We start from the raw sequence: 25,175 nt of genomic DNA, 5'->3' as shown, positions 1-25,175 counted from the left end.
TTATATGACTATGTCAATTGGTATAACAAGCACCGCATACATGGAACATTAGGCTATATGAGCCCAGTTAATTACAAAAGAAAAGCCCTTAAAAAAGTTGTTTGATTTTGTGTTGACAGTCCAAGTAACGTAATAACTAGGGCTAATACTAAACTATTTTTTGTCATATTATCACCATCATTATTCAATATGTTCCTAAATGGAAATGAAGACTATAGTGTGGAATTCGTTGACTTTTTCTGGAGTAATGAGATTAAGAGAAGAATGATTCCGCCTACTAAAAATGCTAAAACGAAGATGTTATCTGTTATAGAAGGATACGTCGGCGTAGTGTCATACCCTCCTTGTTGTCCGATAACTGCAATATATGAACCTACCCTAGCTGCTACACGCTCTAATGTGTGTAAGAAACCCGAGAGTACAATAAGAATTAATCCCACCACAGAGTATTTCATACAATCGCATCCTTTCCCTGGATTTCTTTTGGTTTTTATATCCAGTATATAGTATCACATTTCGTACTGGATATTAAAATAAATAACCTTTAAGGAGTTGTGGTATTTTGAAGAAGAAAGTTGTCAGTTTCGCATTGTCACTTTGTTTAGCTTTTTCGATGTTAGGAGTGGATGTATCAGCAAAAGACTCTCAGGAATCTATCGCTAGTGTTCATACTTCATTCGTAGAAGGTGAGCTTGTTACAGTAAAAATTAGCCCGAAAGCTGTGGGGAAAATTTCAAAAAAACAATTAGACGCGATAGCGAAACAAGCTGGCAATGGCACTATTACCATTCATAATGTACATGAGGCAGAACAACCAATAAACACGGCTTCAATATCATGGACAACTGTAAAAAAAATTTCAAGCCGTGATAATCCCGAAGCAGCCAAACAAATAATTTCGGTTGCACGAGGAGCTACAAAAAAAATCACAAAGAACTTCACACATAAAACGTTAAGGTCGGTAACCCTCACAGGGGGAGTAACCGTCCCATCAGGCGCATCGCATTCCATTAGTGGAAGTATAACAAATGAAGTATCAAGATCTTATACGGTAGAAGAAACTTGGAATGGCCCGGCTGAAACGTCAAGTTTTCTCTCAAGAATTTACTATTATACGGGATTCTTAGATTACGGCACATTCACGACCGAAGGCAGGCAGTCTACGACAACATACGGTCCGTATAAGGGATCTTATCAAGAACCTACTCATTATGTTGAGTGGAGTCGCGATATAAAATAATAAAGGTAATTACTTTGACAAGCCGAGGATCAAAGCTATGATCCTACGGCTTGTTTAATAGTGACACGAGAAAATTAAAGGCTACTGCCATATAGAAACATTGTGGGTAGTCACTCCGTAGTAGAATGCATATTTAGGAGAATAGACGTTTTGAAATAATTAGTACATTCTGCTATCTAAATCTGGAAAGGTGGTTCACAAACCTAAAATGTTCACATATGTTTGGGGCTGCTATATGTTGCAAACATGTAAGCTCAATCTAAACAATGTAAGTTGATTCGATGGGAGAGCATCTAATCTTTTTTTATTATGTTCTAAAAAGAGATTGGATGGTGTTGAATTTGGACATTTCAGAAGTGAATCATTCATTGTTTAGGTGGATTAATGACTTAGGAAAAGAATTCCCGTTTTTGAATCCTGCATTTATTTTTATAGCTGAATATATGGTTGTTTTACTTGCGCTAACTGTTCTTGTTTATTGGTTTACAAGAGATAAAGATAATAGAATGATGATTCTTTGTGCATCAATCGCTTTCATATGTGCTTTTGCGATTGGGAAGATTTCTGGCGTATTTCACTCGAATTACCAACCTTTTTACGAATTAAACGACGTGAATACATTGGTACATAAAGAAAAAGACAATTCTTTTCCAAGTGATCATACCATGTTATTCTTTACCTATTGTTTTACATTCTGGCTCTTTAAGAGAGGCTGGTCCATGTTATGGGTATGGTTAGCTGTTCTAGTCGGAATTTCCCGTATATGGGTTGGGGTTCATTATCCTTTAGATGTGTTTACAGCAATATGGATTAGCTTAGCGTCTGCAACTTTTATATATGTATTAGTCCCTAGACGAAGTGTCACACAGAGCATCATACAGTTATATGAAAAATATGAAAGCAAAATTCTATTCAAAAGGACAATGAAAAACAAGTCAAAAAGCGTTTAGAGCTTTTCTATAATCAGAACGACTGCTTCTAATAGTAAGCAGTCGTTTTGGTGTTAAGAGAATATATGATTAGCTTCCAGAGAAGTGCATATAGTCCCTATAAATCATTGCTCTTTCTGTGTATGCATTGACATAATATGACAAAGGATATAATATATAATAAACTACGTTTGTAGTTATAAATAATAGTCTATAGGAGGAACTAATATGAATGTAAAAAAAGCTATTCTAGCGACTATGATTGTATCTAGTATGTGTGCTGGCGTGGCAATCCTGATTCCTGCTGGAGTCGAGGCGGCGCAAGAGAAGAAGCAAACGGATAAGAAAGTTCAGATCGACAGCAAGCTGGCTGTTAAGTTGAAAAAAGCGATTAAACAATATGCGGGGAAAGAGATCAAGCTGAACAATTTCGGTGAGAAGACAGAATTCCCATCGAGTGCAAAGGTTGAATCAGTAGACGGAAAATATGCTATCTTCTTTAACATCGGAAGTGGATTTATATGGGAAATTAATGAAAAAGTATCAATAGATAAAATCAGTAAACAGGATCAGGAGAAAGTTCTGAATGTGTTGAAAGGAGCCTATTCCAATAAAACATACGTCTTTGATAAAGAAGTGATCGCGCAGCGAAGCTATGATGGTAAAAAAGAAAAGCTAGGGGTGCCTTTGTCGTATAAATTGACAGGGAAAGATTTTGACGTATATTTCTTCAAAGAGAATCATCCAAAAATGCCTAAAAATGCAGTTAGTGCATTTGAAATAAAGTTTACCAAGGACGAGCTAGATCCGAAGATGCTGGAAACGGCAATAAATGCTGTAAAAACAGTATTCAATCATGATTTGGAAGTAACAGCTGCTAATCTAAGGCGCTTTACTTGGACACTTGAAGATAAAAACGTACTGCTTGAAATAGAGCAGGGAAAGATCACTACTTTATATCATAAAACGCGTAAAGCGGTAACGACCAATAAAGATATTACGGAAAAGGATGCTAAAGAAGTGGTTGCACCGCTCGCTAAGGAATTATTCAATAAGGATATTGCGAACATGGAAGTGAAGTGGGACAGCACAAATAATAACTACTACTTCATTAAAGACAACAAGATAGAATTGACTGTGACACTGGATGCCGATAAGAACGTAGTGCTCTTAACATCAAGAGCCAGAGCGGTATATGGACGCTAGGTTTATAGAAAACTCCTTTTATTTTAGAACAAATAGGACATTTTACTATACATAATAAATCGAGCAATAACCACTTCTTAATCATTTTATTAGGGGGTGGTTATTTTTGTATTGTCATTATCTGTTATTGGTAGTAAGATAAGAATATAAAAATGAGAGTTGTCTCATTTTGAGAAAGGGGAGAGACGCGTGCCAAAAGTAAATGAAGACTATATTCATAAAAAGAAAACGCAAATCTTAGATGCGGCCTTTGTGGTATTTCAACAAAAACCACTATATGAAATGACGATGCTAGATGTGATTAAGGAAGCGGGATTAAGCAAAGGGGGGATATATCGATATTTTGGGGATATTGATGAGGTGATTATCGCTTTACTTAATAGGGAAACAGCTAAAAACAATTATAAGCATAAAATTGATGAGCTAATTGCAAATACAGATACAACCGTACGTACCATCGAAGCTCTATTTGATTTTCTGGCAAATTATATTCATAACAGTCCAGCTACACTGGGTAAATTTCAATTTGAACTTACTGTATATTATGCCAATCATCCTGAAAAGGTAGAAAAGTTCAAAAGCAATCTCACAGAACAGGAAAACGGTCAATATTTCATAAGCACACTGTTTAATGAGATAACGAAGGGAGTAAATAAGGAGGAGTTTCAGGCTCTCTTTCCACTGCAAGATATCTTTACTTTTATTATGACCTCTATTGATGGTGCCGTTCATAAAGTAGTCATGCAAAGATGTTATAACGTCAATGCCAATCCTATTGATGTCAGACAGATGTTTAAGATGATATCCTGCTCCGTTGTACATATGTTAGGGGTTAAATAATCTAAATTTCCTTGGGGGACTATGTATGAAAAATAAACAATTAAAAGAGGTTATCGTATTTTTCATCATTACTATTTTCTTAAGCTTTTTTGTATTTTGGGGGCCGCTTGCTGTATGGGGAGTTCCAACTATCGGCTTTAAAGGTGGAGCAGTTGGACCGGTGTGGGCCATTATATTATTCATAATGGGAGGCTTTGTCCCTTCGATAACAGGTATCATTCTTACTGCCATTTTTGAAGGTAAACAACGAGTTAAACCCTTTATGAAGGAAGCATTCCAAGTTAAAATTGGATTGAAATGGGTTTTGGGCATTGTTCTAACAGCAGCTTATTTTTCTGTATCTTGGACGGCAATCTATTTAGTTTTGGGTGGAGACTTTCATTATGCTGCATTATTGTCTGTACTACCTACTATTTTTCCTTTGCTAATACTTGGCCCATTATCAGAAGAGTATGGCTGGAGAGGTTTTGCGTTAAAGAGATTATTAAACATGGTAAGTCCTAACATAGCGAGCTTAATCATTGGGATAGTGTGGTCTTTCTGGCACTTGCCACTGTTCTATATCATCGGTACGAATCAGCAGGAGCATCAACAGTTATTTTTCACTTTCATGATATCGATAACGAGCAGTTGCTTCATTTATACTTACATCTATATCAAAACAAAGTACAATTTGTTTGCCATAGTATTATTTCATTGGGCGTACACCTTCTTTTCAGATGTAGCACACAGTGGTATTGTAAGGACGGATTTATTTAATGCGCTGCAATTTGTACCAGCACTTCTCATTGGACTCGTATTTTCATTTTTGTTGCATAGGATCAAGCCGAAAGTAAAGAATAGCAATGCTAGCAGCTTACAAAAGACCGAGCAGTTACATATATAACAGAATTAGTCCACAACACAAGGAGCTTGCATGGAGGAAGCTCCTTTTTACTGAGTATTTTTACGACCAGGCAAATCATATCGATTAACAGTTGGAACATAAAGTGTCAGCCACTTCAGCTCTTTTATCAGTTTTCCCTATTATTATATGTACTTCATCGTCTACACCTTGGTTGTGAGAAAACATTATATATGACGGTGTACTTAGTTTGGATTTTGTTGATTTTTTCTGGAGTAATGAAATAAAGAGAAGAATTAATCCACCTATTAAAGACAATAAGACGAAGAGGTTATCAGCAATTGAAGGATATACCAGTCTAGTGTCATAGCCTCCTTGTTGTCCGATTACGGCAATATATGAACCTATCCTTGCTGCTACACGCTCTAATGTATGTAAAAAACCCGCGAATACAATAAGAACTAACCCTATCAAAGAATATTTCATTCAATCACATCCATTTCCTTGGATTATTATGGTTTTTATATCCAGTATAACATGCTGTATTTCCCTTGTTAAATGGTAGACATCGGATAAGGTGAGATTGACATACTTGGCTGCTTCCAGCAGAATGAACGGGGACGTTACTCAAAAACTCTGTATCACGGAGGTAATCAATGAGGAAGTATATAAGAAATTACGTTGAAAAAGTATCTCAGAGAACAGTACGACTTAAATGCCACGGGGATAAAATGAAAAAAATCCCGGAGCAATGCGTTTTAGCTGCCCCGAGATTGATTTTCTTATTGATATAGATGTATAAGTGTATCAGGTATGACACCCTTACACATGCTTATTAGCAATAATAACGAGTCGGCCTCTATCTAGCTGCTCTTCTGCACGATCTGCTTCATATGCGGATAAACCTACGGATTCCATTTTGTTGCGAAGCTCATCGCCGCGGGAGTTAAACATATTTTTCATGCTATCAATAAAGCCTTGCTCGCTCATGCCAACTTCTTCGGTATCCAGTGCCTCTGAAATATGCTCGCCTCGCTTTTTGGAATGAGCGAAAATATAAATCTGGTCTCTTGTAAAGCCTTGCAGTTCTAATCTTTCCACTTCTTTCTTCGCTTGTCTCACGTTCTCAACGGTTAAATTTACTGTTGTCATAATAATTACCTCCTCGTATTTTTCCATAATATATTTAATGATAGTTTGATTCGTTAAATTAGTAGATAGTCTTTTCGTTATCGACGAGAACTAGAATCTTCCCTTCGTTCACGTGCGCACTATACACATGTGCTTCTTCCTCTGGTAGACCCAAGCCGATAAGAGCGCCTGCCAGTCCGCCCACGCCTGCTCCAGCCGCTGCGCCTGTTAGCCCTGCGAGAATCGGACCTGCCGCAACAAGGGGACCGATGCCGGGGATAGCGAGAGCGCCTACACCTGCAAGCAATCCGCCGAAGCCACCGAGTAGGCCGCCAGTTACAGCGCCCGTTGCTGCACCTTCTGCTACTTGTGTCCCTGTCTCATTTGCTATGGCCGTTGTGTCTTCCTTGCTCTTACTAATAATAGATATTTCATTGGTTGTATACCCTTGTCTTTTCAGCTCTTCAATTGCGGAAATAGCTTCAGATTCGGAATGATAATAGCCTACTATTCTTTGTTTTTTCATGTTAGTAGTACCTCCAGATTAATTTGTGAATGGTTGTTGCCTTGGTTAAGTTAGATGTACCCGTGCTTTCTTTTTTTAAAACATAATCACTAAAATTGCTTGGATAATCACGCATAAAATGCAATCCGCATGCACCATCAATTACAAACAGCGTATAATGATTGGAGAAGGACAGGTCGGGTCTACGCTCTTTGTTATCATCATCGCGAAAGGTGGCTGCATGTTATGGACAACATGTCGAGCGGGAATCATCTCCAATGGCACTCTGCCTCTGTAAACAAAACCGAAAGAGAGTTATTAAATGGACATCAAGGCGGAGTGATCTGGTTTACAGGACTATCTGGTGCAGGGAAATCGACCCTCGCAAATGCATTGGCGAGAAGTCTATATGAACATGGAGTTAGAGCTTATGTACTAGATGGTGACAATGTAAGAATGGGATTGAATCGGGACTTAGGCTTCAGTGAACAGGATCGGATGGAGAATATTCGGAGAATTGCAGAAGTATCCAAGTTGTTTGCGGATGCAGGATTCATTGTCATTAACGCTTTTATTTCTCCGTATCAAACGGATCGAGCGATGGCACGCCATATTTTGAGCGAACATCCTTACATCGAAATTTATGCGTGCTGCTCATTAGCTGAATGTGAACGCCGTGATCCGAAAGGTTTGTATGTAAAAGCCCGCAGCGGACAAATCCCTCATTTTACAGGTATATCTGCGCCCTATGAGGAGCCTCAAGCTGCGGAAATGACGATAATGACTGAAATAGAAACGGTATCGGTAGCGGTGGATAGAATTGTAACAGAACTGGAAAAACGACATATCATGTAACGGTTGAAGTGACGGTGATTGAGCGGCTCAGGCTTGTGGTGTTATCATTATCCATATAAAGGAGTGGGTTGCCATGAATACAGTGGACAAGCTCAATAACGTCATTTTATTCGATGGGGAATGCAACTTCTGTGACCACAGCGTTCAATTCATTATTAAGCGAGATCCACAAGCTCGATATAAGTTCGCTTCTATTCAGAGTGAAATTGGCCAGCAGCTTATGAATCACTATAACGTGCCTAGTCGCATCGATAGCGTAATTTTGATTCAACATGAGAAATATTACGTCAAGTCATCTGCGGCGCTTCGAATTAGCAAAGGCCTGAAAGGTGGCTGGAAGCTGTTTTATTATTTGCTGGTTGTGCCGAGAGTAGTTAGAGATACGGTATACAATCTAATAGCTAAGAACAGGTATAAATGGTTTGGGAAAAAAGATAGCTGCATGCTGCCATCTCCTGATGTACGGAAACGTTTTTTAGGATGAGTGGGTAAGATTTCGGTGTGGATAAACATGATAATATAACGATGATTTTATGCGAAGTCGACTATGTTCATAAATAGTCGGCTTTTTTGGTGTTCGCTGCTGTTACGGAGCTGACTATTGGAATGCGATAAAAATATATTTTTCTACAAAAATATGTATTGGTGAAACTTTCTAATTTGTTCGAGCGTCAAACTACATAAGACGTCCACAGATTTGAACACAGAAGGGGAGAGACAAACACGTGATAAAGAAATGGATAGCTAGCCTTAGCATTGCATCTATATTATCAGTAGCAGCAATTCCGGCTTACGCTGCGCCCGCAGTTGTAAAGTCTACTATTACTAACTTTGAGTCCAATTCGATTGTTAAAAAGGATGGATCTGTATGGGTGTGGGGACAGCAGCAATCTGCTCCTACGCAAGTACATGACATATCAGATGTGGCTTATATAGTAGACAATACTTTTATTGTGAAGAAAGATCATTCCGTATATTTTTTACAAAAAAGTTTCGTGGATTCAAGAGAACAAGAAGTTATTCCGATAGAGGGGTTATATGGGGTCAAAGAAGTCATTGGTAATGGCTATAACAAATACATTTTGCTTGATCAGAAAGGGCAAGTCTATGATTTAAACTTAGACAATGAAGATTTGGAAAAACCACTATCCGATCTGTTAGTTCCGATAGAGGGGCTAAAGGAAGTGAGCGATCTCAGTTATTATTCGTATCATATTGCAAATAAGAGTCAAGAGTCATATTGGCTCGCATTGAAAAAAGACGGCACGGTGTGGCAGAGTAAAATAAATCAGTCGACTCCTGTCAATCAAGTACCGATACTTAAGGATATTGTAGAGATTAAGAACAATCTTGCTTTACAAAAGAATGGTTCATTATGGGCGTTTCCTAAGCAGGTATCCTCAGTGGAACAGGCTGTTCCATCTCTTGTAAAAGGTATTGAGAAAATGGAAAGCATATACGCGGACTACGATACTCAAGTAGCCATTGATTCGCAAGCTAGACTATGGTTTTTAAGTGGAACCGTAACGGGGCAATCGGATGGTACTAAATATGATACAGGGGTGAATCCTGTTCAACTTAAGACGATTTCGGAAGTTAAAGGGGCTTTCATTGTTGAACGAGACTTGCTAGCTTGGACGAAAAATGGTGATGTATTCCGAACAACGTTTCAACGCGAGAAGATGCCATCCAATCCAAAGTTTGAATGGTTAGCGAAGGATGTCGTGCAAGTAGCTTCTGGTTCTCGACATATCATTTTTGAGAAAAAAGACGGCTCATTATGGGGATGGGGGATTAACAAGCACGCACAGCTTGGTCACGGTACTTACGAGTTTAGTTATGACAAGCCAGTTCCTGTACAAAAGCCAATTGTCGTTGAATTGAATGGTAAGTCCGTACCGTTGACGAACGGTGTTATTGTCCGCAACGACCAAGCCTTTATTCCGCTTCGTTCTGTATTTGGCAGCATGGGTGCTGAAATTAAGTGGAATGCCGAAAATAAGCAAGCTCTTATTACGCAGAAGCAAGCCAATGAAACGACAACCGTCATCTCTATTAACTTTGCTACTGGAGAGACGAAAGTGAATGATAAATTAGTGAAGCTGCAAACGGCTCCGTTTATATCTGGTGATACCGCGTTTCTCCCACTGCGTTTCGTCAGTGAGACGCTTGGTGCTAAGGTAAACTGGTCGAAGCAGGACGACAAAATTTCAATTGCGATGCAATAGCTGTACATGAGAAAAAGGGGCAGCCTTCGTCAGTGAGACGCGAGGCATGCCCCTTTTATTTATCTATGGGAGAGCTGTAATTACGTGATTGCGTATACTTTCACGATGAAGGAGGACTGTGCGCCTTTTGGATTAGCGATATATAAGGAGCGGGCGGATATCACTCTAGATGCATTGCCTGTAATCACATCTTGTAGTTCCGTAGGATCGGTTCCAGCGGAGACATCTCTTTTTACATCGAATGAAATATCGTATGGATCTACGCCACCGCCTTCTACTTCCCAAAGCAAGCGTTTCGTACCTGGAGGAAGAACCTCTGTACTAAAGTTTCCACTAGAGCGATGCTTTTGTCCGTCTAAAGGCGCTTTCTCCGATCGAATACTGGCAATAAATTCACGAGCTAATTCGTTCATTTGGAATTCCCTCCACACAACTTTTTATTTATGGTACATATCCAAATGTATGTGCTTGTCACATGGTTTAGAACGTGAAAGATTACATTTTTTGTTTGTTATGGTATTCAAAAGGGGTGTGGAGGGAGGTAGAAAAATAAGCGTTTACACTTTGATATCGATAGTACGTCCTACATTCGGTTGCATACTTTGTTGCAGTAGTTGGACCATATCGTTACCAGCTTGCTTGGCTAGGTCTTGCGACATCTTTGTGACCCGAAGGCTGACGGCTTGGGATAACATGTTCTGATTCATACGAACGGACATTGCAGCTACATTCATCTTACCTAACACCTCCTTATAGTTATGTTATCGGCAGATTAGGCGATGAGAGTGTGCTCCATAAATTAGAAGCTAATCGTGCTTCTTTCCGAATGCGAGTATGATCGCATGGAGTCCTAAAGAAGCCAATGTTATCACGATAATGATAATGGCAATCTTCACGACAAATGCAAGAATAGGCATATGTATGTAGGATACCAACCATTGACCGCCATAATATAAGACCAAGCCCGAGATCGTTGTAATACCAATAAAGGCAACAATGATTCCGAACGCTTGTGCAGGTGAAAGGTACGTTATTTTATGTTTATTTTTATAGCAAATGTAGCCGGTAAATAGGACAAGCAGAATGAGGTTAATTAAATCCCCCATGAACGTTCACCTCCTATTGGTTCTACCTCTCTATTGTATATACGTTTCTATTCATAATAGGTTTATCCAAAAAAATAGACAGCAAAAAAGCCCCGCTTATGTGCGTTGTCATTCGCATGAACGAATTACAATGTGCAGCATAAGGAAGGGGCTTTTATATGGATGACTGTTCATGATGAGTGTGTCTCCAAGACAAATGATGTTTCTAGATTACTTTCTGTTTTCTTTCTTTTCGAACGTTAGGCATTCAGCGCTCTCTTGCTTGATTTGTACGACGGAAGCTCCACAGTTGTTTTCTTTCCAGTTCACACATTCAGAGATTGGGCATTTGATAATAGACATTTATAGTTCCTCCTCAAAAGTAAGGTGCTTGTTTATTTGTTGTTTTCTTATGTATGTAGCATAACTTATATTTTTAAATTTGTGATACAGTTTTTTCAATTAATATTGACAATATTATAGATAATAGAATTGATTATTAGTCTCAGTATAATGATAATCACTATCACCGTGCGGTTTTTAGGGAGGGGAGATAAAGTTGCTTAACTTACACATGTTAGATAGGATAGATATAAGATAATAAAATTGTTAATAATTTATAAATATTAATCCCAGCAATTACATTTTTCTGCCTATTCATATTTCGAATATTCCTCCGATAAATCGTATACGGGCATTTAGATATTTTCATGCATGATTTAGGAGGAGAAGCCGTGCTTAATAGGTGGAGAAAGGCTTATTATCGTTCACTTGCCAAGAAAACGCTGGTACGATTAATACTTTTAGTGATGATACCTGTATTGGCAATGACGTTTGCGATAACAAATTTTGCGGTTAATCAAAATGAAAATACACTGCTCGGTGATGTCGAGCAATCAACGGCTACGATTACAACGGTGTTGAATCAAGCTTACGATAATTATGCACATACGTTGGATGGATTAATTAAAAGCATAACACCAGACCGAGCGAATCCGACGTATTTACATAATCGAGTACGTGATGTGTCGCATGATATGAACAACCTGTTGGCGGTGTTCGTTGCGTATAAGAATGAATACTATGAGAGTACGGGTCAACTGCAGGAAGGATTTGATCCGAAGTCACGGCCTTGGTATCAGGATGCTATGAAGGCAAAAGGACAAGTTATTATTTCTAAGCCTTATCAAGATAAAGTGACCGGGAAAATCGTCATAACCTTCTCCAAAACGTTAGCAGCCAATGATGGTGTAGTCGGCATTGACGTGTCGATCGATAATTTTAGCGATTTAATTAAATCCTACAAAGTAGGTAAATCAGGATACATAAGTTTACTGGATCAAGATAGCAATGTGCTTGTTCATCCACAAATGAAATTTGGAGACAAGCTTACGGATGCTCAATTTGCTCCATTTAAAGCAAGCGACCATGGCAATATGAACATTATGACAAATGGGAAAGAAGAGTATGTCAGCTTTGATAAACGCAACTTGCTGGGGCTAAATATTGTAGCAGTGCTTCCGCTAGCAGAAGTGGAGGAGCTGATATATGGCCTTTACCAAATTGCATTCATTTTCGTTGTGTTATTACTTGCGATGCTGGTGTTCTATATTGTAGTCATTGTCCGCAGTGTTATTCGCCCGATTGGACATATTCAAGGACTTGCTGGACGTATTGCAGCTGGTGATCTTACGGTTCGTACGGAGCACAGCACGCGAACGGATGAAATTGGACAATTACAGAACCATTTCAATGAGATGTCCGAATCTCTATCTGAAATGATGAAGCAGATTATGGAGGCTTCTGAAAATGTTTCAGCTGCTTCTGAAGAGCTGTCAGCGAATTCAGATCAAAATGTGAGTACGATTACACAAGTGTCGGAATCTCTGCAAGAAGTATCCTCTCAAACCGAGGAGACGAGCGAAAGCTTGCAAGAAGTGCAAGTTTTAGCCAGGGAAGCTGGATATGAGCTAATGGAAATCGTACAAATGGTGGAACAATCCTCTGCAACTACAACAGGTGTGAATCGCTTGGCATCTGAGGGTCAGCACCAATTGTTCAACGTCGGTGTGCAGATGGAAAATATGAAGAAACATGCTGTACAAGCCAGTGCTGAAAGTGAAGCATTAAATGAAGAAGCGCAGCAGGTACAGGGAATCGTTTCATTTATTCAAAATATCGCATCACAAACACAGCTTCTCGCGCTTAATGCGGCCATTGAAGCTGCACATGCTGGTGAGCACGGTCGTGGATTTGCGGTTGTTGCAAGTGAAATACGCAAACTTGCGGAACAAACGGTTCAAGCTAGCTCCCAAATCACGGATATGATTACGAAGATTATGGATCGCTCGAACACTGTATATGAAACGATGCAGGTGAGCGCTACTTCTGTACAGGAAGGTCATGAGCAAACGCTATCTGTTACACATAAGCTTAATGAAGTATTTGCTTCGTTGGAACAAATGGCATTCCATATGCAAAGTATTGCAGATCGCAGCGGACATTTGCGTTCAACCAATGCGACGATGTTGTCCTCATTTGATTCTACGGGTAAATTAATTGAACAATCGGTGGAAGAAATCGAGTTGGTAGCAGCGGCAAGTGAAGAGCAAACAGCCTCCATGGAGGAGATTGCTGCATCAGCTGCTCATCTTGCCAAGATTGCTGAAACGTTGCAGGAGTCTGCATCTCGATTCAAATTATAGTGTTGATACACTGCGATACTCATTAACGGACACGAAATTTACGGTTGATTCGTGCGTTTCATGATCATGATTGAGTTGGGTTATACTACACATGTATAAGGGAGGACGCAAGCGATAAGTCGCTTGCGTCTGCACCGTTACTGTTCGGACAGCTCACGGAAAGATTTGATCTTACCGTGTGGATGCGGGGTTTGCTTGCGGATTTTGTCTGCATTTTCCCGACGGCGTTTCTGTACGGACATTAAGAAATCCCCCTTATTCTGATGATGGAGATGCGGTGGTACTTTTGAAGCAAGTTGATTACGTGTTACGGATGGAAGCTTGGCAACTGTTAACGATGAAGCGATAGATATGAGCCCGTTGCTTCTTGTTAAGCGGGCGGCGAACCGCGAATCAAGAAGTGGTCTTAGCATAGGTTTGATGGACCGTTCCTATGCTGACAAATATGTGGCGTGTTTAACAGCGCATAAAAGCTAAGCTGATCTTGCGTTTTTCCATCATTTGTGTCATCTTATAGATAAGCGCTATAACTTTCTGAGGAGTAAGGATTTGTTAATGAAATAATTTACAATTACAGCTGTGTATATTATACTCTTTAGAAGTGTTTGTTTTTTTTTTTTTTTTTTCATCTCCCCATTAGCGATCTCCAAGCTAGTCATTCGTTTTACCCTCCATTCATGCGAGTTCGAATATACCATGAACATAAAGACATGAATAAGAAGCATTATTCTCGATATTTGTTGCTTACTAACCGCCTGTAATTCATACATAATGTAACTAATTCGAAAGTAGGGAATTATTCATGAATGAATCCATAAGAGTTATTTTATTGGATGATCACCCCCTAGTCCTTGAGGGGATTCATAATCGGCTGCAACTAGAACCGGATATAGAAGTCGTAGCAAGCTATACAGATCCATTGCTCCTGCTGGAAGATATGCCCCAACTCCAAGCTGATGTAATCGTTATAGATGCTTCGCTACCTCATATGACCGGTTTCGAATTATCCTCTAAGTTAAAGGAGCTTGAATCCTTTTCCATGAAGATCGTCATGCTTTCAGGCTACATGTATAACGTACTCATTCAGAAAGCTTTTCAAATTGGTATCAATGCCTATATCTCTAAGCAATCCCCCTACGAAGAAATTCTTTACACGATCAGACAAGTTGCTAAAGGCTGCAACATGTTATCTCCTAGCCGTCCGACCAATCCTTTGAAGCAGGAACAATTGTCTGCTATTGAACGAGAAGTGCTTAGACGCATCGCAGAAGAAAAAAATAACAGGCAGGTCGCTTATGAATTAGCGATTAGTATGAGAACGGTTGAGCATCATATTATTTCGATTAATCAGAAGCTGGGGGTTAAATCCCGCGGCAGTGCTGTTGCCAAAGGCTATGAGCTCGGGCTGCTTGGTCCTGTGAGCTAGTAGGGCGTACTGGATAGGAGGAAACAACTATGTTAGCAGCCATCAATGATCATCTCCAGCCAGATCTCAAGCTGTTGTTCGTCGGTTTTAATCCGAGCTTACGCTCAGGAGAGACAGGACACCACTATGCGAATCCGCGTAATCGTTTCTATACGATCATTTATGAGGCAGGATTAACGCCGCGGCGTTATCGTCCAGAAGAAGATCAAGACTTGCTGGAGTTAGGGTATGGATTTACAAATATCGTTGCACGACCAACGTTGGCAGCAGCCGATATAACAGCTGAGGAATACGCAGAAGGACGAATTATTTTGCGAGACAAGATTCGTACATATCGCCCGAAGATCGTATGCTTTGTTGGGAAAGGTGTGTATGAAAAATATAGTGCCCGTTATGACATACAGTGGGGGTTCCAGGAAACGCCTGTTGTAGAAGGGATACGGGAGTTCGTTGCGCCATCATCTAGTGGACTAGTACGGATGAAATTGGACGAGATCGTTGCTATTTTCTCGAGGCTGCATGAGCATTTGGACTAGACTATTTTTGTCGTTATCGTCAGGATTCGTGAGGATCTGTGCGTAATTGTATATCTCGACCTGCTGAGGCAGGCTCAGCCCTGCTCACTCTTGCAAATGGGAAGTAATCCTTTCACATCCAATTTTCAATTGGGGAGGATTTCCTGTAAACTGGACCTATCCTTAACAGGAAATCCTTGTTAATTGGAGTGATTTGGTGATACAAACGACAGAACAGATCGAAATGATGGACAGACGGAATGAAATTTTGCGACGAAATATTCATCAGTATTTGGTGCATGACAATCAGTACGGCTTGAGTAACCAGGATCAATTTCTGCTCAATCAGATGGTGAAGGAATGGCATGCGAATAACTATGAGCTACAAGGCGCTCGGTAGTGGCTAGTGATGCAAGTTTATATAGAGCATTAGAGCATTAGTGGTTGAAGTGACGTAGTATGGTAGAGAAATGAATTCATGGGGCATCATGAAATAATGGCGATGTAGGAGTTGTTCCTTCATCGCCATTTCTCTATTTGTATATATGAAGTCGAATAGTGCATGTAATGTGGGGCTATATTCAACTTTTTATACTGTAAATTTAGACGCTGTCATTGTAGAATGCGCGAAATGAACTTGTTTTTGTGGAAGCTGGAAAAAGCACAAAAAAATGTTGCGGGAATTCAGTATAGCGATGCTGCTTGCTTCCTGCTTGTGCTAACGGTTTCCACAGAGGCTATTTTATCAAAATGAGGCGATTTTGAAATGTAACGAACGATTTATTGGTTTTAGCGCTCTTATACACGATTATTGCTAAAATAAGCTCCACTGCAACCGTTACAAATTAATAATGACCGATTTCGCGAAAATAACGTCTGTGGCACTCGTTAGAAAAATTTGCGAGAGTACTCTGAGGTGCAGTTATGATATGGTCTATTGCGTCGAATAGGTTTTCTAGAAATGTGACCTGATATAGTGAAGCCCTCAAAATAACATCTCAAAAATTACGGCACATCATAGAGTGTATGAAGGAGAGTGTTCTCGACTCCCGTCTTATTGGATGAAAATCAACTGCGGCATTAATCATTATGTAACAGATAGCGTGCGAGCAGGATGACGTTCGATATCTATTTCACAACAAGCAGAAGCTGCGGACGACTCTAATCTAAACTTTCAAGGATTGAAGGGAGTAAGATGAAGATGACCAACTTATATGCGACGACATCATGGTGGCGTAAAGGATTATTATTCACGCTCTCAATATCGGCGGCCTTAACAATCGTGTTGCCTGTTCAAGAACAAGCTCATGCGAACGCAGTACAATCACAATCTTCTATATCTGTACCAAATCAAAGATCTGCTGTTAAACAAGCGGTTGAGAACGGTGCGAATTTGCCGCATATTCCAGGTATTATTGCGGTGGAGTTGAAGAATGGACAACGACAGGCTTATGCCGCGGGCGAGTCCAGTGTGCATGATTCACAGATCATTAAAGTGGAAAATGCATTTCGAATCGGCAGCATTACAAAAACATTTACAGCCGTTGTATTGTTGCAGCTGGCGAGCGAGAACAAACTCAGTTTGGATGATTCGGTAGAAAAATGGTTGCCGGGTGTGGTGCAAGGAAATGGGTATGACGGTAATCAAATGACAATTCGGCAATTATTGAACCATACGAGTGGTGTTGCCAATCATACAGATTTAGCATTTATAAACAAATACGCACAAAACAGGTATCAGTCATTTACACCTCAAAAGTTGGTACAAGAAGGGCTGAAGCACGCGCCTTACTTTGCTCCAGGCACGGGCTGGAAATATTCAAATACGAATTATGTGCTTGCAGGGCTCGTCATTGAAAAAGTTACGGGAGAAACATATGGTGACCAAGTGCAGCAGCGCATTCTCACGCCTTTGCAACTAACAAGAACCTATGTGCCTAACCAAACAAGTTATATTCCTTGGTCTCATGCGAGAGGGTATATGTATCAGGCGGGGCAGTTTCATGATGTGACGGAGATCAATCCGTCGTTCACATTTGCTGCTGGGGATATGATCTCGACTGCTGACAATCTGAATACCTTTTTTCAAGCACTGCTGTCTGGTAAGTTGTTGAATCGGTCTCAAATGGAAGAGATGTTTACAGTAGTAGATACCGGTTATGGTATAAATTATGGGCTTGGTATTATGGAACAAATGTTACCGAACGGACAGTCGCTCTGGGGACATGGAGGCAGTATAGATGGGTGGGCTTCTTATGTGGGTGGTAAAAAGGGCGGGAACCATGTAATAGCTACAAATATGAATGTGCTTTCATTTGAGAACGTAGAGAACCCGACTATAACTATTATTGAGACGGCATTTGCGGAATATTGAATGAACTAGCTCTATATGCACTTACAACCACTAGTTCGCTTACTTCGGTTGTTATCGAGTTCCATTCGACCATCCTTCATCGCTATTTCTTTATTTGTATATATTAAATTAAATTGAATCTTAGCAGTAATGTATGGTTGTTCCTAACTTTTTACCGTGCAAAATAGACGTTGTCGTTGTTTTGTATGAATGTTGTATGAGATAGTAATGATGAGAATAGTAAGTTCAGCTTGAGCTTTTATGCACAGAAATATGAAATTTATGTTCACACAAGCTGTATTAGAGTATACGGATCAAATGTGGTTATGGAGTGAGGCAGGAATATGGACATTGCAGCATATCATCGAGAAATAAATCGTGATTACGTACTTGAGCACGTATCTAACTTTGAACTTGGACATGTACTTATGCAGCATACCAAAAAAATGCTGATGCAAAAGGCTATCATTCATGGAATAGCGGGTCGATCCAAAATGAAGAAGCCAGAGCTCATATCGGCATTAGTTAAAGTTATTAGCGATCCGAATGTATTGCAAGAAACAATGCTCTTACTAGAAAAGGAAGAGTATGACTTTTACCAGGATGTCATGCGGGCAAAGACGGGAATTCTGTGTGAAATTATGCCGTTCAAGCTTAGATTTCTTATTGATAGGGGAATTGTAAATTGTATTTGGCATGATGACACTCAGTATGAGTACTTTATTCCACTTGAAACGAAAGAAGCAGTAAAGAAGCTTGATTGGCATCATCTATTCAAGAGTAGAGAAGATCAGCAAGAAATACTGAAATATATTAAGTCAGCTGTAAATTTGTACGGAGCCTGTAAACCTGAACTAGTTGTTCAACTATATAATGCACATCATATGAATCAAATTACGGAGCAGAAATTATGTGAGGTGGATTCATTCTGTAGTCAAAGGTTGCAGAGCTTTTATTGGCATGATGATTACTTCGTTAGTGATTATTTTGAAGATGCTACCATGCATGAATTAGATGACTTATTAGCTAGATCTAAAGGCAAGCCGTATTATATGCCGGAGAAAGAAATTTTCGTTCAGTATGCTGCATCCGATTATTATGAAATAACTCCCCAATTGCTTAAGCTTAAACGTTTCATTCAGAAGGAACTCCGTCAAAATGAAGAGAACGCAGATTACATAATAGATGATATACAACTTGTGTGTTCGATGGAACTCCCTATGCAACAAGCAATAGATGAAATAACAAGCAGAGGAATAGACTTCAAAAATTATGATCAGGTACAAAAAGTAGCAAGCCTCGTCATTGATGTTTATAATCATACGCGAATATGGTCAAATTGCGGGTATACTCCTGTTGAGCTTCGGGCGTTGAGCAATAGAGACGATGTGGCAGCATCGGGTGGTAGTAAACAACATGCTAATGTTTTCAAAATTGGGCGAAATGAGCCTTGTGTTTGCGGAAGTGGGAAAAAACACAAAAAATGTTGTGGGAGTTCAGTATAGCGATACTGCCTACTACTGGCTACCTACGCTAACGGTTGCCACGGAGGCTATTTCGTCTAAATGAGGCGATTTTGAAATGTAACGGATGTGAGAGAGCTTATTTGTTGGTTTTAGCGCTCTTATTTGCGATTGTGGCTAAAATAAGCTCAACTGCAACCGTTACAAATTAAAAACGAATGATTACACGAAAATAACGTCAGCGGCACTCGTTAGAAGAATTTGCGTAGGTACTCTAAGGTGTAATTGTTATATGGTCTAGTACAGGGTTTAATATGTGCGTAGTGGGTTTTATGAATATAAGATGCTAAACCGAGGGTAATCCTCGGTTTTTTTATTTTTTCAAAATAAATGTTAGCGGAAAATTCATCTTTTTTCCTGTAAGTCTCGTTACTATACATAGGGGGTTGAGAGCTGTGCTAACAGATGAGGAGCTTATCGCGGAAATACGAGATGGTAGCCAAGCTGCAATGGAAGTACTAGTAAAGCGCCACTACTCGTTAATCTACACTTACATCTATCGAAAAATTGGAAATCATCATACTGCTTATGATTTGACGCAGGAAGTGTTTATAAAGATGATGCAATCGTTGGATAAATATCGTCAACAAGGCAAGTTTGAACATTGGCTGCTCAAGATCGCCGTTAATCATTGCTTGGATTATTACCGTAGCAAGCATTATCGGCATCAACAGGCAACGGGCGAATTGGATACAAATATAGCGGATGACAACAGCAATGTATGGGACTTGTTCCAGTCACAGTATCAGCAGGAGCAAGCGAGACAAGCTGTGCTCTCTCTACCTAATAATCAGCGAGAAGCTATTATTTTAAGCTATTATCACGATTTGAAAATTAAAGAGATTGCCGATATGACGTGTACAAATGAATCGACCGTAAAATCTCGTATCCGTGCAGGATTGTCTAAATTGAAGCAAATATTGCTCTCAGGAGGTGATGAACGTGACTATCGGAAGCAAGGGTGAAAGGCCTGACTTCGACGTGGAGCTTGAACTAGAATTCGAGCTTCAGAAAATGGCTCCAATGTTAAAGCAGTATCGGGTTGAGTTACCAGCTGAGAGTAAGATCGAGCAGACGGTTGAAGCCCTGCGGCTATATGTACCCGAGAAGCTGACTCAGATACAGAGTGATCAAACTCAACCTAATTCTGGGGTACCAACTTATATTCAGCGTGAATCGTCCAAATGGGTTTATATGTTGAAGCGTGCAGCAGCAGATGTTGTGATGTTTAGCAAATGGTATTGGCTGTGCTGCTTCTTTCTGCTTGGAGCAGGAATATGGTTAGCTGTTACTGCGCAGCAGATGCCGCACATGATAGCGATCATGCTTGCTCCGCTACCTTTTATAGTAGGTATGCTTGAAGTATTTAAAGGAAGAGAGCAGGGCGTTCTCGAGCTTGAACTGGCTTGTAAAATATCCGCGCATGAAATCATGCTGTCGCGCCTGTTATTCATCACATTGAACAGTCTTGTGTTAAATACGTGTCTATCTGCTGTGATGTACATCGTTCATGACGATCTATCATTTTGGAGTTTGACGTTGAGCTGGTTCAGTCCATTCGTTATCGTTGCTAGTGTCTCGCTTTGGTTCACGATGCGAATACGCGGAAATGCTGTTCCGATGGTTGTCGTCTCGATATGGGTGACATTAGGGCTGATAGGACTAACCAACACAGAGATGGTAGAGCGTCTGATGGATGTGCATATATTCGTTTCGATTATCGTCAATGTAGGAGCTGTACTGCTCTTTGTAAGACAAGCAGTGCTTATATTGCGCAAACAATCACTCTTTATAGAGGGGAGCTTAGACTATGGAACTGACGATTCAGAATATTTGTAAACGATACAATGATAAATGGGCGATTCATCAAGTTACGGCAGAGCTGGATTACGGCGTGTATGGGCTACTTGGACCAAATGGAGCTGGGAAGACGACGCTGCTGCGCATGTTGGCGGATGTGCTGCAACCTACTTCGGGCAGCATTCAATTAAATGGTCAACCGATTGGTGCGATGGGGGAGTCATACCGTGACTTACTGGGCTACTTGCCACAGCATTGCGGGTTTTATCGGCAATTTACAGGTCGTGCATTCCTTATGTACATAGCGTCTTTGAAAGGACTAGATAAGAAGACTGCGGCGTTAAAAGTGGGTGAAATGCTGGAGTTGGTCGGTTTGCGTGATGTAGCTAAGCAGAAAATAGAATCATATTCCGGTGGTATGAGACAACGGCTCGGAATTGCGCAAGCATTGTTGAACGATCCAAAGGTAATTGTAATGGACGAGCCAACTGTAGGCTTAGACCCTCAGGAGCGTATCCGTTTTCGCAATATTTTATCAGAGATGTCTAGTAATCGAATTGTTATTTTATCCACGCATATTGTTTCTGATATCGAGTACGTAGCGAAAGATCTATTACTTATAAAGGAAGGACGTTTGCTGAAACAGGAGCGGCTTGTATCTTTATTGGAGAACGTACGTGGTGTCGTGTGGAAGGCCAGCGTAGATGAGGAACAGTTTGCTGTATTGAAAAAGAAGTATAGGATTGGCAATGTGCTCAGGGAAGCAGAAGGAATTGAAGTGCGAATTCTAGCCCAGGAACAGCCGATTGTAGGTGCAGAGCTCGTAAGTCCAAGCGTGGAGGATTTGTATTCGTACTATTTCAATGAGGAGTTTGCCGTATGAGACAACTGTTGAAATATGAACTGATTAAACTATTTTGGCGAAAAAGTGTGCTGATTGTCTTTCTACTGTTGATGTGCGTGTATGGGTGGATTCTATTTTACAATCAGGAGCAATATGTGGATGCTTCTAAGATCTATCACCCATATGCACGAAGTATGACAGAAGCGGATTATAAAAAAGTAGAGAGCATATCTAGAAAGGCAATGGAAAAAGAGGAAAGTATGAGCGATAGATTGCCACTGCACGAATTGGGATTGTTGTATGACATTGCTCATGTTCAACATAGAAAAGAGCATTATGCAGCTTCTCTTGAACAAATTCGTGAAGAGTTATCGACCTATGCTCAAAATACTTTCGAATACAAAAAAATAGCTTTAGCGGAGCAGCTGTTGATCGATAAAGGCGTTCCTTCAGATGAAGTGTATTACAACAAACCGTGGGCAAACATCATGTATATGCATGATCAACTTGGCGTCTTATTTATGGGGGCTATGATTTTGATTGGGATAGCTCCTTTGTATTCATCTGAATATTCCTCGCGGGTGGACAGCTTATTATTAAGCAGCCGACATGGAAGAAGAAAATTAGTATCTGCGAAATGTTATGCTGCTATTATTTACACGTTGGCGTTTTCTAGTGTATTTGCTTTGCTAACCTTAAGTGTACACGCGTTCTTGTTTGGTAATTTGGACGGTTCTCAAACACCTCTATATAGTTTGGCACGGTATGTAGATACATTTGATTTTCAACATGCACCGTTTTCCTTAACGGTTGGGCAGTATTATTTGATTCAACTTACGATACATGCGCTTGGCTGTATAGCGTTCGCGATGGCGGTCATGTTTATTTCTAGCATTAGTTATTCATCATTTATAACGTTTATGATCTCAGGAAGTATTGTTGCGATTCCCTACTTGTTATTGGACGTAAGAAATGTTCGTCATCCCATAACCGAATGGTTGGTGACGTACAGCTATAGCCAATTTATTCGGGTTTCGAACATGTTTAGTTCTTTTAAGGCAGTGAATGTGGGTGGAGAGCCAGTGTTGTATCCATTTGTTGCGCTTTGTGTAGTAACTATCGTTACGCTAGCTCTAATATGGGGAACTCGTGCAATCTTTAGCAGACGTCAGTCTTGTTAGTGAGATTTTAAAAAGCCTTATAGAAAAAACAGGCACTCATTTATGAGTGGATGTGAACTATTTTATAACAAAGTGCCAGTCTATTTTCGTTCAGTGAGGAACGAAGTAGATTGGCACTTGTATGTTTAGGCTAGCTTTAGTTGCATTGCTGCATTACTACAGGTCCTTACATATAAAATGATGATCGGTAGGTAAGTTTGTTATTTTCTTTAGTTAACTACCGGTCCTGTTTTTATTGTACTCTAATTGTTTTTGAATTCCCGCCCGATCTATTTGAATCCAATACTCTGCAATTTTTTCATTTTCTACTCGATATACCGCACTGGCCAGTTGGATGACTGGGAGCCCTGACGGTTGGTATCCATTAACCTCTCCTACATGTGTTCCTGTTTGTTTCCATCGTACATATACTTTATCCCCGGCTGCTAAACACTCTTGAATTTCTATTGAAAATTGACCATAGGCATCCAACATCTCGACAACGTGTTCAGCGTACTCTTGGGGTGTTCGCAATACGGTTTGTTCTTCTTCGGATTCAATTTGATGTGCTAATACTTGCTCTGCCATGAATTGATTTGCGAAATCTGGTTTTTTACCGGAGCGTACTTGTTCAAAAAATTGTCTAACAACGTGTTCTGATGTCATGAGAAACTCTCCTTTATGAATAAGTACTATGTGCTAATCGTATTCTATCTATTATAGGCGCTATTACACATTCGTTGAAGGCGCGAAATAGTGAGATATACAGCTGATCAGCAGCTTATTTCATGAATGTTAGTATGACGATTTTAGATGATTGGTGCAATATGGTATAGTAATTTTAATTTCATAGGTAAGTTTTTTAAGATTCTATATCGGAAATAGGCAAGCTATTTTGTGCATCAAGTAGAGTAGTTGGATAGGTTGCAACAGCAGCAAGATACATCTTTGAGAGGGGTTTTTAGCGTGGCAAATCATATCACTACCGTATCTATCGTTAGACATGGACAGACGGAATGGAATGTGGAGCATCGATTGCAAGGTCATCAAGACTCTCCTTTGACGGAGTTTGGTGTGAGGCAAGCGGAATGGTTAGGAGAGGCGATGGCGAATGAAACCATTGATACGATGTATTCGAGCTCTAGCGGGCGAGCGCATCGAACAGCTGAGATTATAAGAGGATCAAGATCTATTGATATTATTGATACGGATGATTTTAAAGAGATTGGCTTAGGTAGTTGGGAAGGCATCTCTCAAGCGGAGGCGAAAGAGCGCTATCCAGAGCAGTTCGATCATTTTTGGAAGGACCCAGATCAATTCCGAGTGGACAATAGCGAGACCTTTCAACAAGTATCTGAACGAGCTGTTCGCAAGCTGAATGAGATCGTTAGTGAGCATCGAGGGAAGTCGATTGTTATCGTTACACATACGGTGGTCGTGAAGGTGCTTATGGCTCATTTTGAAGGGCGGGCTATGAATAAGCTGTGGGACCTTCCTTATATTCATCCAGCTTGCCTATGCAAAGTGCAATTTGTAGGTGATGAGCCAAGCATTTTGCTGCATGGAGATACAAGTCACTACAAAGAAGAACCTGTTCCGAGCTGAGGAGGGTATTATGATGAAATTAGGGCTCATGAATCATATTTGTTTTTCTGTTTCTAATTTGGAGCAGTCTGTGGCCTTCTATGAGCAAGTGTTTGATGCGAGGTTGTTAGTTGTAGGTCGTAAGCTTGCTTATTTCGATTTCCATGGACTATGGATTGCTTTAAATGAAGAACCGGATATACCACGGAACGAGATACATGAATCCTACGCAGCCCTAATAGCAAAATAACTGCAAAAGTGCATCTATTCTTAGCTGAAAGGGTCAAGTCCATATTTATGTGTAAATTCCTCGCCGTCAAAATGGTTTATCCACTATTTGGTTTGAGGACGTCGCCAAGTATGGTACGCATTGAGATCTACGTACTTTTTCCCTGTCGTCCA

30 protein-coding genes and 1 pseudogene are annotated in these 25,175 nt (G+C 40.1%); 22 read left to right on the top strand and 9 right to left on the bottom strand.

What is annotated here, in order from left to right:
- The 6 genes from IFO66_RS24430 to IFO66_RS22670 all read left to right on the top strand — a co-directional run.
- A partial coding sequence (locus IFO66_RS24430) for an IS3 family transposase (RefSeq protein WP_192025633.1) occupies positions 1 to 105 on the top strand: 105 nt, incomplete at its 5' end.
- A gap of 457 nt (positions 106 to 562) precedes the next feature.
- A complete protein-coding gene (locus IFO66_RS22690; protein WP_192027295.1) occupies positions 563 to 1,240 on the top strand; it encodes a hypothetical protein in 678 nt (225 codons plus the stop codon).
- A 341-nt stretch (positions 1,241 to 1,581) separates the two neighbouring features.
- Complete coding sequence (locus IFO66_RS22685; protein WP_192027294.1) at positions 1,582 to 2,190, top strand: undecaprenyl-diphosphatase; 609 nt, start codon at positions 1,582 to 1,584, stop codon at positions 2,188 to 2,190.
- Positions 2,191 to 2,397: 207 nt separating this feature from the next.
- Positions 2,398 to 3,375, top strand: a complete 978-nt coding sequence (locus IFO66_RS22680; RefSeq protein WP_192027293.1) for a hypothetical protein — start codon at positions 2,398 to 2,400, stop codon at positions 3,373 to 3,375.
- Positions 3,376 to 3,564: 189 nt separating this feature from the next.
- On the top strand, positions 3,565 to 4,215 hold the full coding sequence (locus IFO66_RS22675; protein WP_192027292.1) for a TetR family transcriptional regulator: 651 nt from the start codon (positions 3,565 to 3,567) through the stop codon (positions 4,213 to 4,215).
- Between the two features lie 25 nt (positions 4,216 to 4,240).
- Entirely contained in the window at positions 4,241 to 5,101 is an 861-nt protein-coding gene (locus tag IFO66_RS22670) for a CPBP family intramembrane glutamic endopeptidase (RefSeq protein WP_192027291.1), read from the top strand.
- 84 nt (positions 5,102 to 5,185) lie between these two features.
- On the opposite strand, the gene IFO66_RS22665 is transcribed toward IFO66_RS22670, so the two are convergent.
- From IFO66_RS22665 to IFO66_RS24160, 3 genes are all read right to left on the bottom strand, one after another.
- Positions 5,186 to 5,545 (bottom strand): hypothetical protein, encoded by a 360-nt coding sequence (locus IFO66_RS22665; protein WP_192027290.1) that lies wholly within the window; start codon positions 5,543 to 5,545, stop codon positions 5,186 to 5,188.
- A gap of 336 nt (positions 5,546 to 5,881) precedes the next feature.
- Positions 5,882 to 6,211, bottom strand: a complete 330-nt coding sequence (locus IFO66_RS22660; protein WP_192027289.1) for a YflT domain-containing protein — start codon at positions 6,209 to 6,211, stop codon at positions 5,882 to 5,884.
- 58 nt (positions 6,212 to 6,269) lie between these two features.
- Positions 6,270 to 6,716, bottom strand: coding sequence for a general stress protein (locus IFO66_RS24160; RefSeq protein WP_192027288.1), 447 nt, complete (start codon positions 6,714 to 6,716; stop codon positions 6,270 to 6,272).
- A gap of 234 nt (positions 6,717 to 6,950) precedes the next feature.
- Between IFO66_RS24160 and cysC the strand changes: the two genes are divergently transcribed.
- The 3 genes from cysC (at position 6,951) to IFO66_RS24275 (ending at position 9,778) form a co-directional block, all read left to right on the top strand.
- Complete coding sequence (gene cysC, locus IFO66_RS22650; RefSeq protein ID WP_192027297.1) at positions 6,951 to 7,550, top strand: adenylyl-sulfate kinase; 600 nt, start codon at positions 6,951 to 6,953, stop codon at positions 7,548 to 7,550.
- A 73-nt stretch (positions 7,551 to 7,623) separates the two neighbouring features.
- Positions 7,624 to 8,034 (top strand): thiol-disulfide oxidoreductase DCC family protein, encoded by a 411-nt coding sequence (locus IFO66_RS22645; RefSeq protein ID WP_192027287.1) that lies wholly within the window; start codon positions 7,624 to 7,626, stop codon positions 8,032 to 8,034.
- 241 nt (positions 8,035 to 8,275) lie between these two features.
- Positions 8,276 to 9,778: a stalk domain-containing protein gene (locus IFO66_RS24275; protein WP_192027286.1), complete on the top strand. Its 1,503-nt coding sequence runs from the start codon at positions 8,276 to 8,278 to the stop codon at positions 9,776 to 9,778.
- An 80-nt stretch (positions 9,779 to 9,858) separates the two neighbouring features.
- Here the strand turns inward: IFO66_RS24275 and IFO66_RS22635 are convergent, their stop codons facing one another.
- From IFO66_RS22635 to IFO66_RS22620, 4 genes are all read right to left on the bottom strand, one after another.
- The gene (locus IFO66_RS22635; RefSeq protein ID WP_192027285.1) at positions 9,859 to 10,191 is read right to left on the bottom strand and encodes a DeoR family transcriptional regulator; all 333 of its coding nucleotides are present in this window, start codon (positions 10,189 to 10,191) and stop codon (positions 9,859 to 9,861) included.
- A gap of 144 nt (positions 10,192 to 10,335) precedes the next feature.
- Positions 10,336 to 10,512 carry a YjfB family protein gene (locus IFO66_RS22630; RefSeq protein ID WP_192027284.1) on the bottom strand — a complete coding sequence of 59 codons (177 nt, stop codon included), beginning with the start codon at positions 10,510 to 10,512 and terminating at the stop codon, positions 10,336 to 10,338.
- 72 nt (positions 10,513 to 10,584) lie between these two features.
- Positions 10,585 to 10,884 carry a hypothetical protein gene (locus tag IFO66_RS22625; RefSeq protein ID WP_192027283.1) on the bottom strand — a complete coding sequence of 100 codons (300 nt, stop codon included), beginning with the start codon at positions 10,882 to 10,884 and terminating at the stop codon, positions 10,585 to 10,587.
- Positions 10,885 to 11,094: 210 nt separating this feature from the next.
- Complete coding sequence (locus tag IFO66_RS22620; protein WP_084508819.1) at positions 11,095 to 11,226, bottom strand: DUF1540 domain-containing protein; 132 nt, start codon at positions 11,224 to 11,226, stop codon at positions 11,095 to 11,097.
- A gap of 371 nt (positions 11,227 to 11,597) precedes the next feature.
- Between IFO66_RS22620 and IFO66_RS22615 the strand changes: the two genes are divergently transcribed.
- Entirely contained in the window at positions 11,598 to 13,568 is a 1,971-nt protein-coding gene (locus IFO66_RS22615; protein ID WP_192027282.1) for a methyl-accepting chemotaxis protein, read from the top strand.
- A gap of 137 nt (positions 13,569 to 13,705) precedes the next feature.
- Here the strand turns inward: IFO66_RS22615 and IFO66_RS23945 are convergent, their stop codons facing one another.
- Complete coding sequence (locus tag IFO66_RS23945) at positions 13,706 to 13,810, bottom strand: DUF6254 family protein (RefSeq protein WP_225445996.1); 105 nt, start codon at positions 13,808 to 13,810, stop codon at positions 13,706 to 13,708.
- 79 nt (positions 13,811 to 13,889) lie between these two features.
- Between IFO66_RS23945 and IFO66_RS22610 the strand changes: the two genes are divergently transcribed.
- The 10 genes from IFO66_RS22610 (at position 13,890) to IFO66_RS22565 (ending at position 23,210) form a co-directional block, all read left to right on the top strand.
- The gene (locus tag IFO66_RS22610; protein WP_192027281.1) at positions 13,890 to 14,045 is read left to right on the top strand and encodes a hypothetical protein; all 156 of its coding nucleotides are present in this window, start codon (positions 13,890 to 13,892) and stop codon (positions 14,043 to 14,045) included.
- Positions 14,046 to 14,370: 325 nt separating this feature from the next.
- Complete coding sequence (locus IFO66_RS22605) at positions 14,371 to 14,994, top strand: response regulator transcription factor (RefSeq protein ID WP_192027280.1); 624 nt, start codon at positions 14,371 to 14,373, stop codon at positions 14,992 to 14,994.
- A gap of 29 nt (positions 14,995 to 15,023) precedes the next feature.
- A complete protein-coding gene (locus IFO66_RS22600) occupies positions 15,024 to 15,530 on the top strand; it encodes a mismatch-specific DNA-glycosylase (protein WP_192027279.1) in 507 nt (168 codons plus the stop codon).
- Positions 15,531 to 15,726: 196 nt separating this feature from the next.
- The gene (locus IFO66_RS22595; protein WP_192027298.1) at positions 15,727 to 15,909 is read left to right on the top strand and encodes a hypothetical protein; all 183 of its coding nucleotides are present in this window, start codon (positions 15,727 to 15,729) and stop codon (positions 15,907 to 15,909) included.
- An 801-nt stretch (positions 15,910 to 16,710) separates the two neighbouring features.
- Complete coding sequence (locus tag IFO66_RS22590; RefSeq protein WP_192027278.1) at positions 16,711 to 17,883, top strand: serine hydrolase domain-containing protein; 1,173 nt, start codon at positions 16,711 to 16,713, stop codon at positions 17,881 to 17,883.
- A 323-nt stretch (positions 17,884 to 18,206) separates the two neighbouring features.
- On the top strand, positions 18,207 to 19,367 hold the full coding sequence (locus IFO66_RS22585) for a YecA family protein (RefSeq protein WP_192027277.1): 1,161 nt from the start codon (positions 18,207 to 18,209) through the stop codon (positions 19,365 to 19,367).
- 413 nt (positions 19,368 to 19,780) lie between these two features.
- Positions 19,781 to 20,350 carry a sigma-70 family RNA polymerase sigma factor gene (locus IFO66_RS22580; RefSeq protein ID WP_192027276.1) on the top strand — a complete coding sequence of 190 codons (570 nt, stop codon included), beginning with the start codon at positions 19,781 to 19,783 and terminating at the stop codon, positions 20,348 to 20,350.
- A complete protein-coding gene (locus IFO66_RS22575) occupies positions 20,328 to 21,224 on the top strand; it encodes a hypothetical protein (protein WP_192027275.1) in 897 nt (298 codons plus the stop codon). Before IFO66_RS22580 ends, IFO66_RS22575 begins: the two co-directional genes overlap by 23 nt.
- The gene (locus IFO66_RS22570) at positions 21,196 to 22,068 is read left to right on the top strand and encodes an ABC transporter ATP-binding protein (RefSeq protein ID WP_192027274.1); all 873 of its coding nucleotides are present in this window, start codon (positions 21,196 to 21,198) and stop codon (positions 22,066 to 22,068) included. Before IFO66_RS22575 ends, IFO66_RS22570 begins: the two co-directional genes overlap by 29 nt.
- Positions 22,065 to 23,210 (top strand): ABC transporter permease, encoded by a 1,146-nt coding sequence (locus IFO66_RS22565; RefSeq protein ID WP_192027273.1) that lies wholly within the window; start codon positions 22,065 to 22,067, stop codon positions 23,208 to 23,210. Before IFO66_RS22570 ends, IFO66_RS22565 begins: the two co-directional genes overlap by 4 nt.
- A 213-nt stretch (positions 23,211 to 23,423) precedes the next feature.
- Here the strand turns inward: IFO66_RS22565 and IFO66_RS22560 are convergent, their stop codons facing one another.
- Positions 23,424 to 23,855, bottom strand: a complete 432-nt coding sequence (locus tag IFO66_RS22560) for an ester cyclase (RefSeq protein WP_192027272.1) — start codon at positions 23,853 to 23,855, stop codon at positions 23,424 to 23,426.
- A gap of 300 nt (positions 23,856 to 24,155) precedes the next feature.
- Here IFO66_RS22560 and IFO66_RS22555 point away from each other — a divergent pair, with 300 nt between their 5' ends.
- A complete protein-coding gene (locus tag IFO66_RS22555; protein WP_192027271.1) occupies positions 24,156 to 24,794 on the top strand; it encodes a histidine phosphatase family protein in 639 nt (212 codons plus the stop codon).
- A gap of 28 nt (positions 24,795 to 24,822) precedes the next feature.
- Positions 24,823 to 25,002: pseudogene (locus IFO66_RS22550) on the top strand (VOC family protein); the annotation flags it as partial.
- Between the last annotated feature and the right edge of the window lie 173 nt (positions 25,003 to 25,175).

It is taken from the genome of Paenibacillus arenosi (genome assembly GCF_014841135.1).
GTDB lineage: Bacteria > Bacillota > Bacilli > Paenibacillales > Paenibacillaceae > Paenibacillus_B > Paenibacillus_B arenosi.
This window is presented reverse-complemented; position numbering and strand designations above follow the sequence as displayed.

Bases quoted from the DNA above. Each gene is read 5' to 3' on its own strand.
- IFO66_RS22605 (WP_192027280.1), top strand. From the start codon at position 14,371: ATGAATGAATCCATAAGAGTTATTTTATTGGATGATCACCCCCTAGTC.
- IFO66_RS22665 (WP_192027290.1), bottom strand. From the start codon at position 5,545: ATGAAATATTCTTTGATAGGGTTAGTTCTTATTGTATTCGCGGGTTTT.
- IFO66_RS22620 (WP_084508819.1), bottom strand. From the start codon at position 11,226: ATGTCTATTATCAAATGCCCAATCTCTGAATGTGTGAACTGGAAAGAA.
- IFO66_RS22645 (WP_192027287.1), top strand. From the start codon at position 7,624: ATGAATACAGTGGACAAGCTCAATAACGTCATTTTATTCGATGGGGAA.
- IFO66_RS22625 (WP_192027283.1), bottom strand. From the start codon at position 10,884: ATGGGGGATTTAATTAACCTCATTCTGCTTGTCCTATTTACCGGCTAC.
- IFO66_RS24160 (WP_192027288.1), bottom strand. From the start codon at position 6,716: ATGAAAAAACAAAGAATAGTAGGCTATTATCATTCCGAATCTGAAGCT.
- IFO66_RS22635 (WP_192027285.1), bottom strand. From the start codon at position 10,191: ATGAACGAATTAGCTCGTGAATTTATTGCCAGTATTCGATCGGAGAAA.
- IFO66_RS22585 (WP_192027277.1), top strand. From the start codon at position 18,207: ATGGACATTGCAGCATATCATCGAGAAATAAATCGTGATTACGTACTT.
- IFO66_RS22630 (WP_192027284.1), bottom strand. From the start codon at position 10,512: ATGAATGTAGCTGCAATGTCCGTTCGTATGAATCAGAACATGTTATCC.
- IFO66_RS22660 (WP_192027289.1), bottom strand. From the start codon at position 6,211: ATGACAACAGTAAATTTAACCGTTGAGAACGTGAGACAAGCGAAGAAA.
- IFO66_RS22560 (WP_192027272.1), bottom strand. From the start codon at position 23,855: ATGACATCAGAACACGTTGTTAGACAATTTTTTGAACAAGTACGCTCC.
- cysC (WP_192027297.1), top strand. From the start codon at position 6,951: ATGTCGAGCGGGAATCATCTCCAATGGCACTCTGCCTCTGTAAACAAA.
- IFO66_RS22590 (WP_192027278.1), top strand. From the start codon at position 16,711: ATGACCAACTTATATGCGACGACATCATGGTGGCGTAAAGGATTATTA.
- IFO66_RS23945 (WP_225445996.1), bottom strand. From the start codon at position 13,810: ATGTCCGTACAGAAACGCCGTCGGGAAAATGCAGACAAAATCCGCAAG.
- IFO66_RS22680 (WP_192027293.1), top strand. From the start codon at position 2,398: ATGAATGTAAAAAAAGCTATTCTAGCGACTATGATTGTATCTAGTATG.
- IFO66_RS22670 (WP_192027291.1), top strand. From the start codon at position 4,241: ATGAAAAATAAACAATTAAAAGAGGTTATCGTATTTTTCATCATTACT.
- IFO66_RS22570 (WP_192027274.1), top strand. From the start codon at position 21,196: ATGGAACTGACGATTCAGAATATTTGTAAACGATACAATGATAAATGG.
- IFO66_RS22565 (WP_192027273.1), top strand. From the start codon at position 22,065: ATGAGACAACTGTTGAAATATGAACTGATTAAACTATTTTGGCGAAAA.
- IFO66_RS22600 (WP_192027279.1), top strand. From the start codon at position 15,024: ATGTTAGCAGCCATCAATGATCATCTCCAGCCAGATCTCAAGCTGTTG.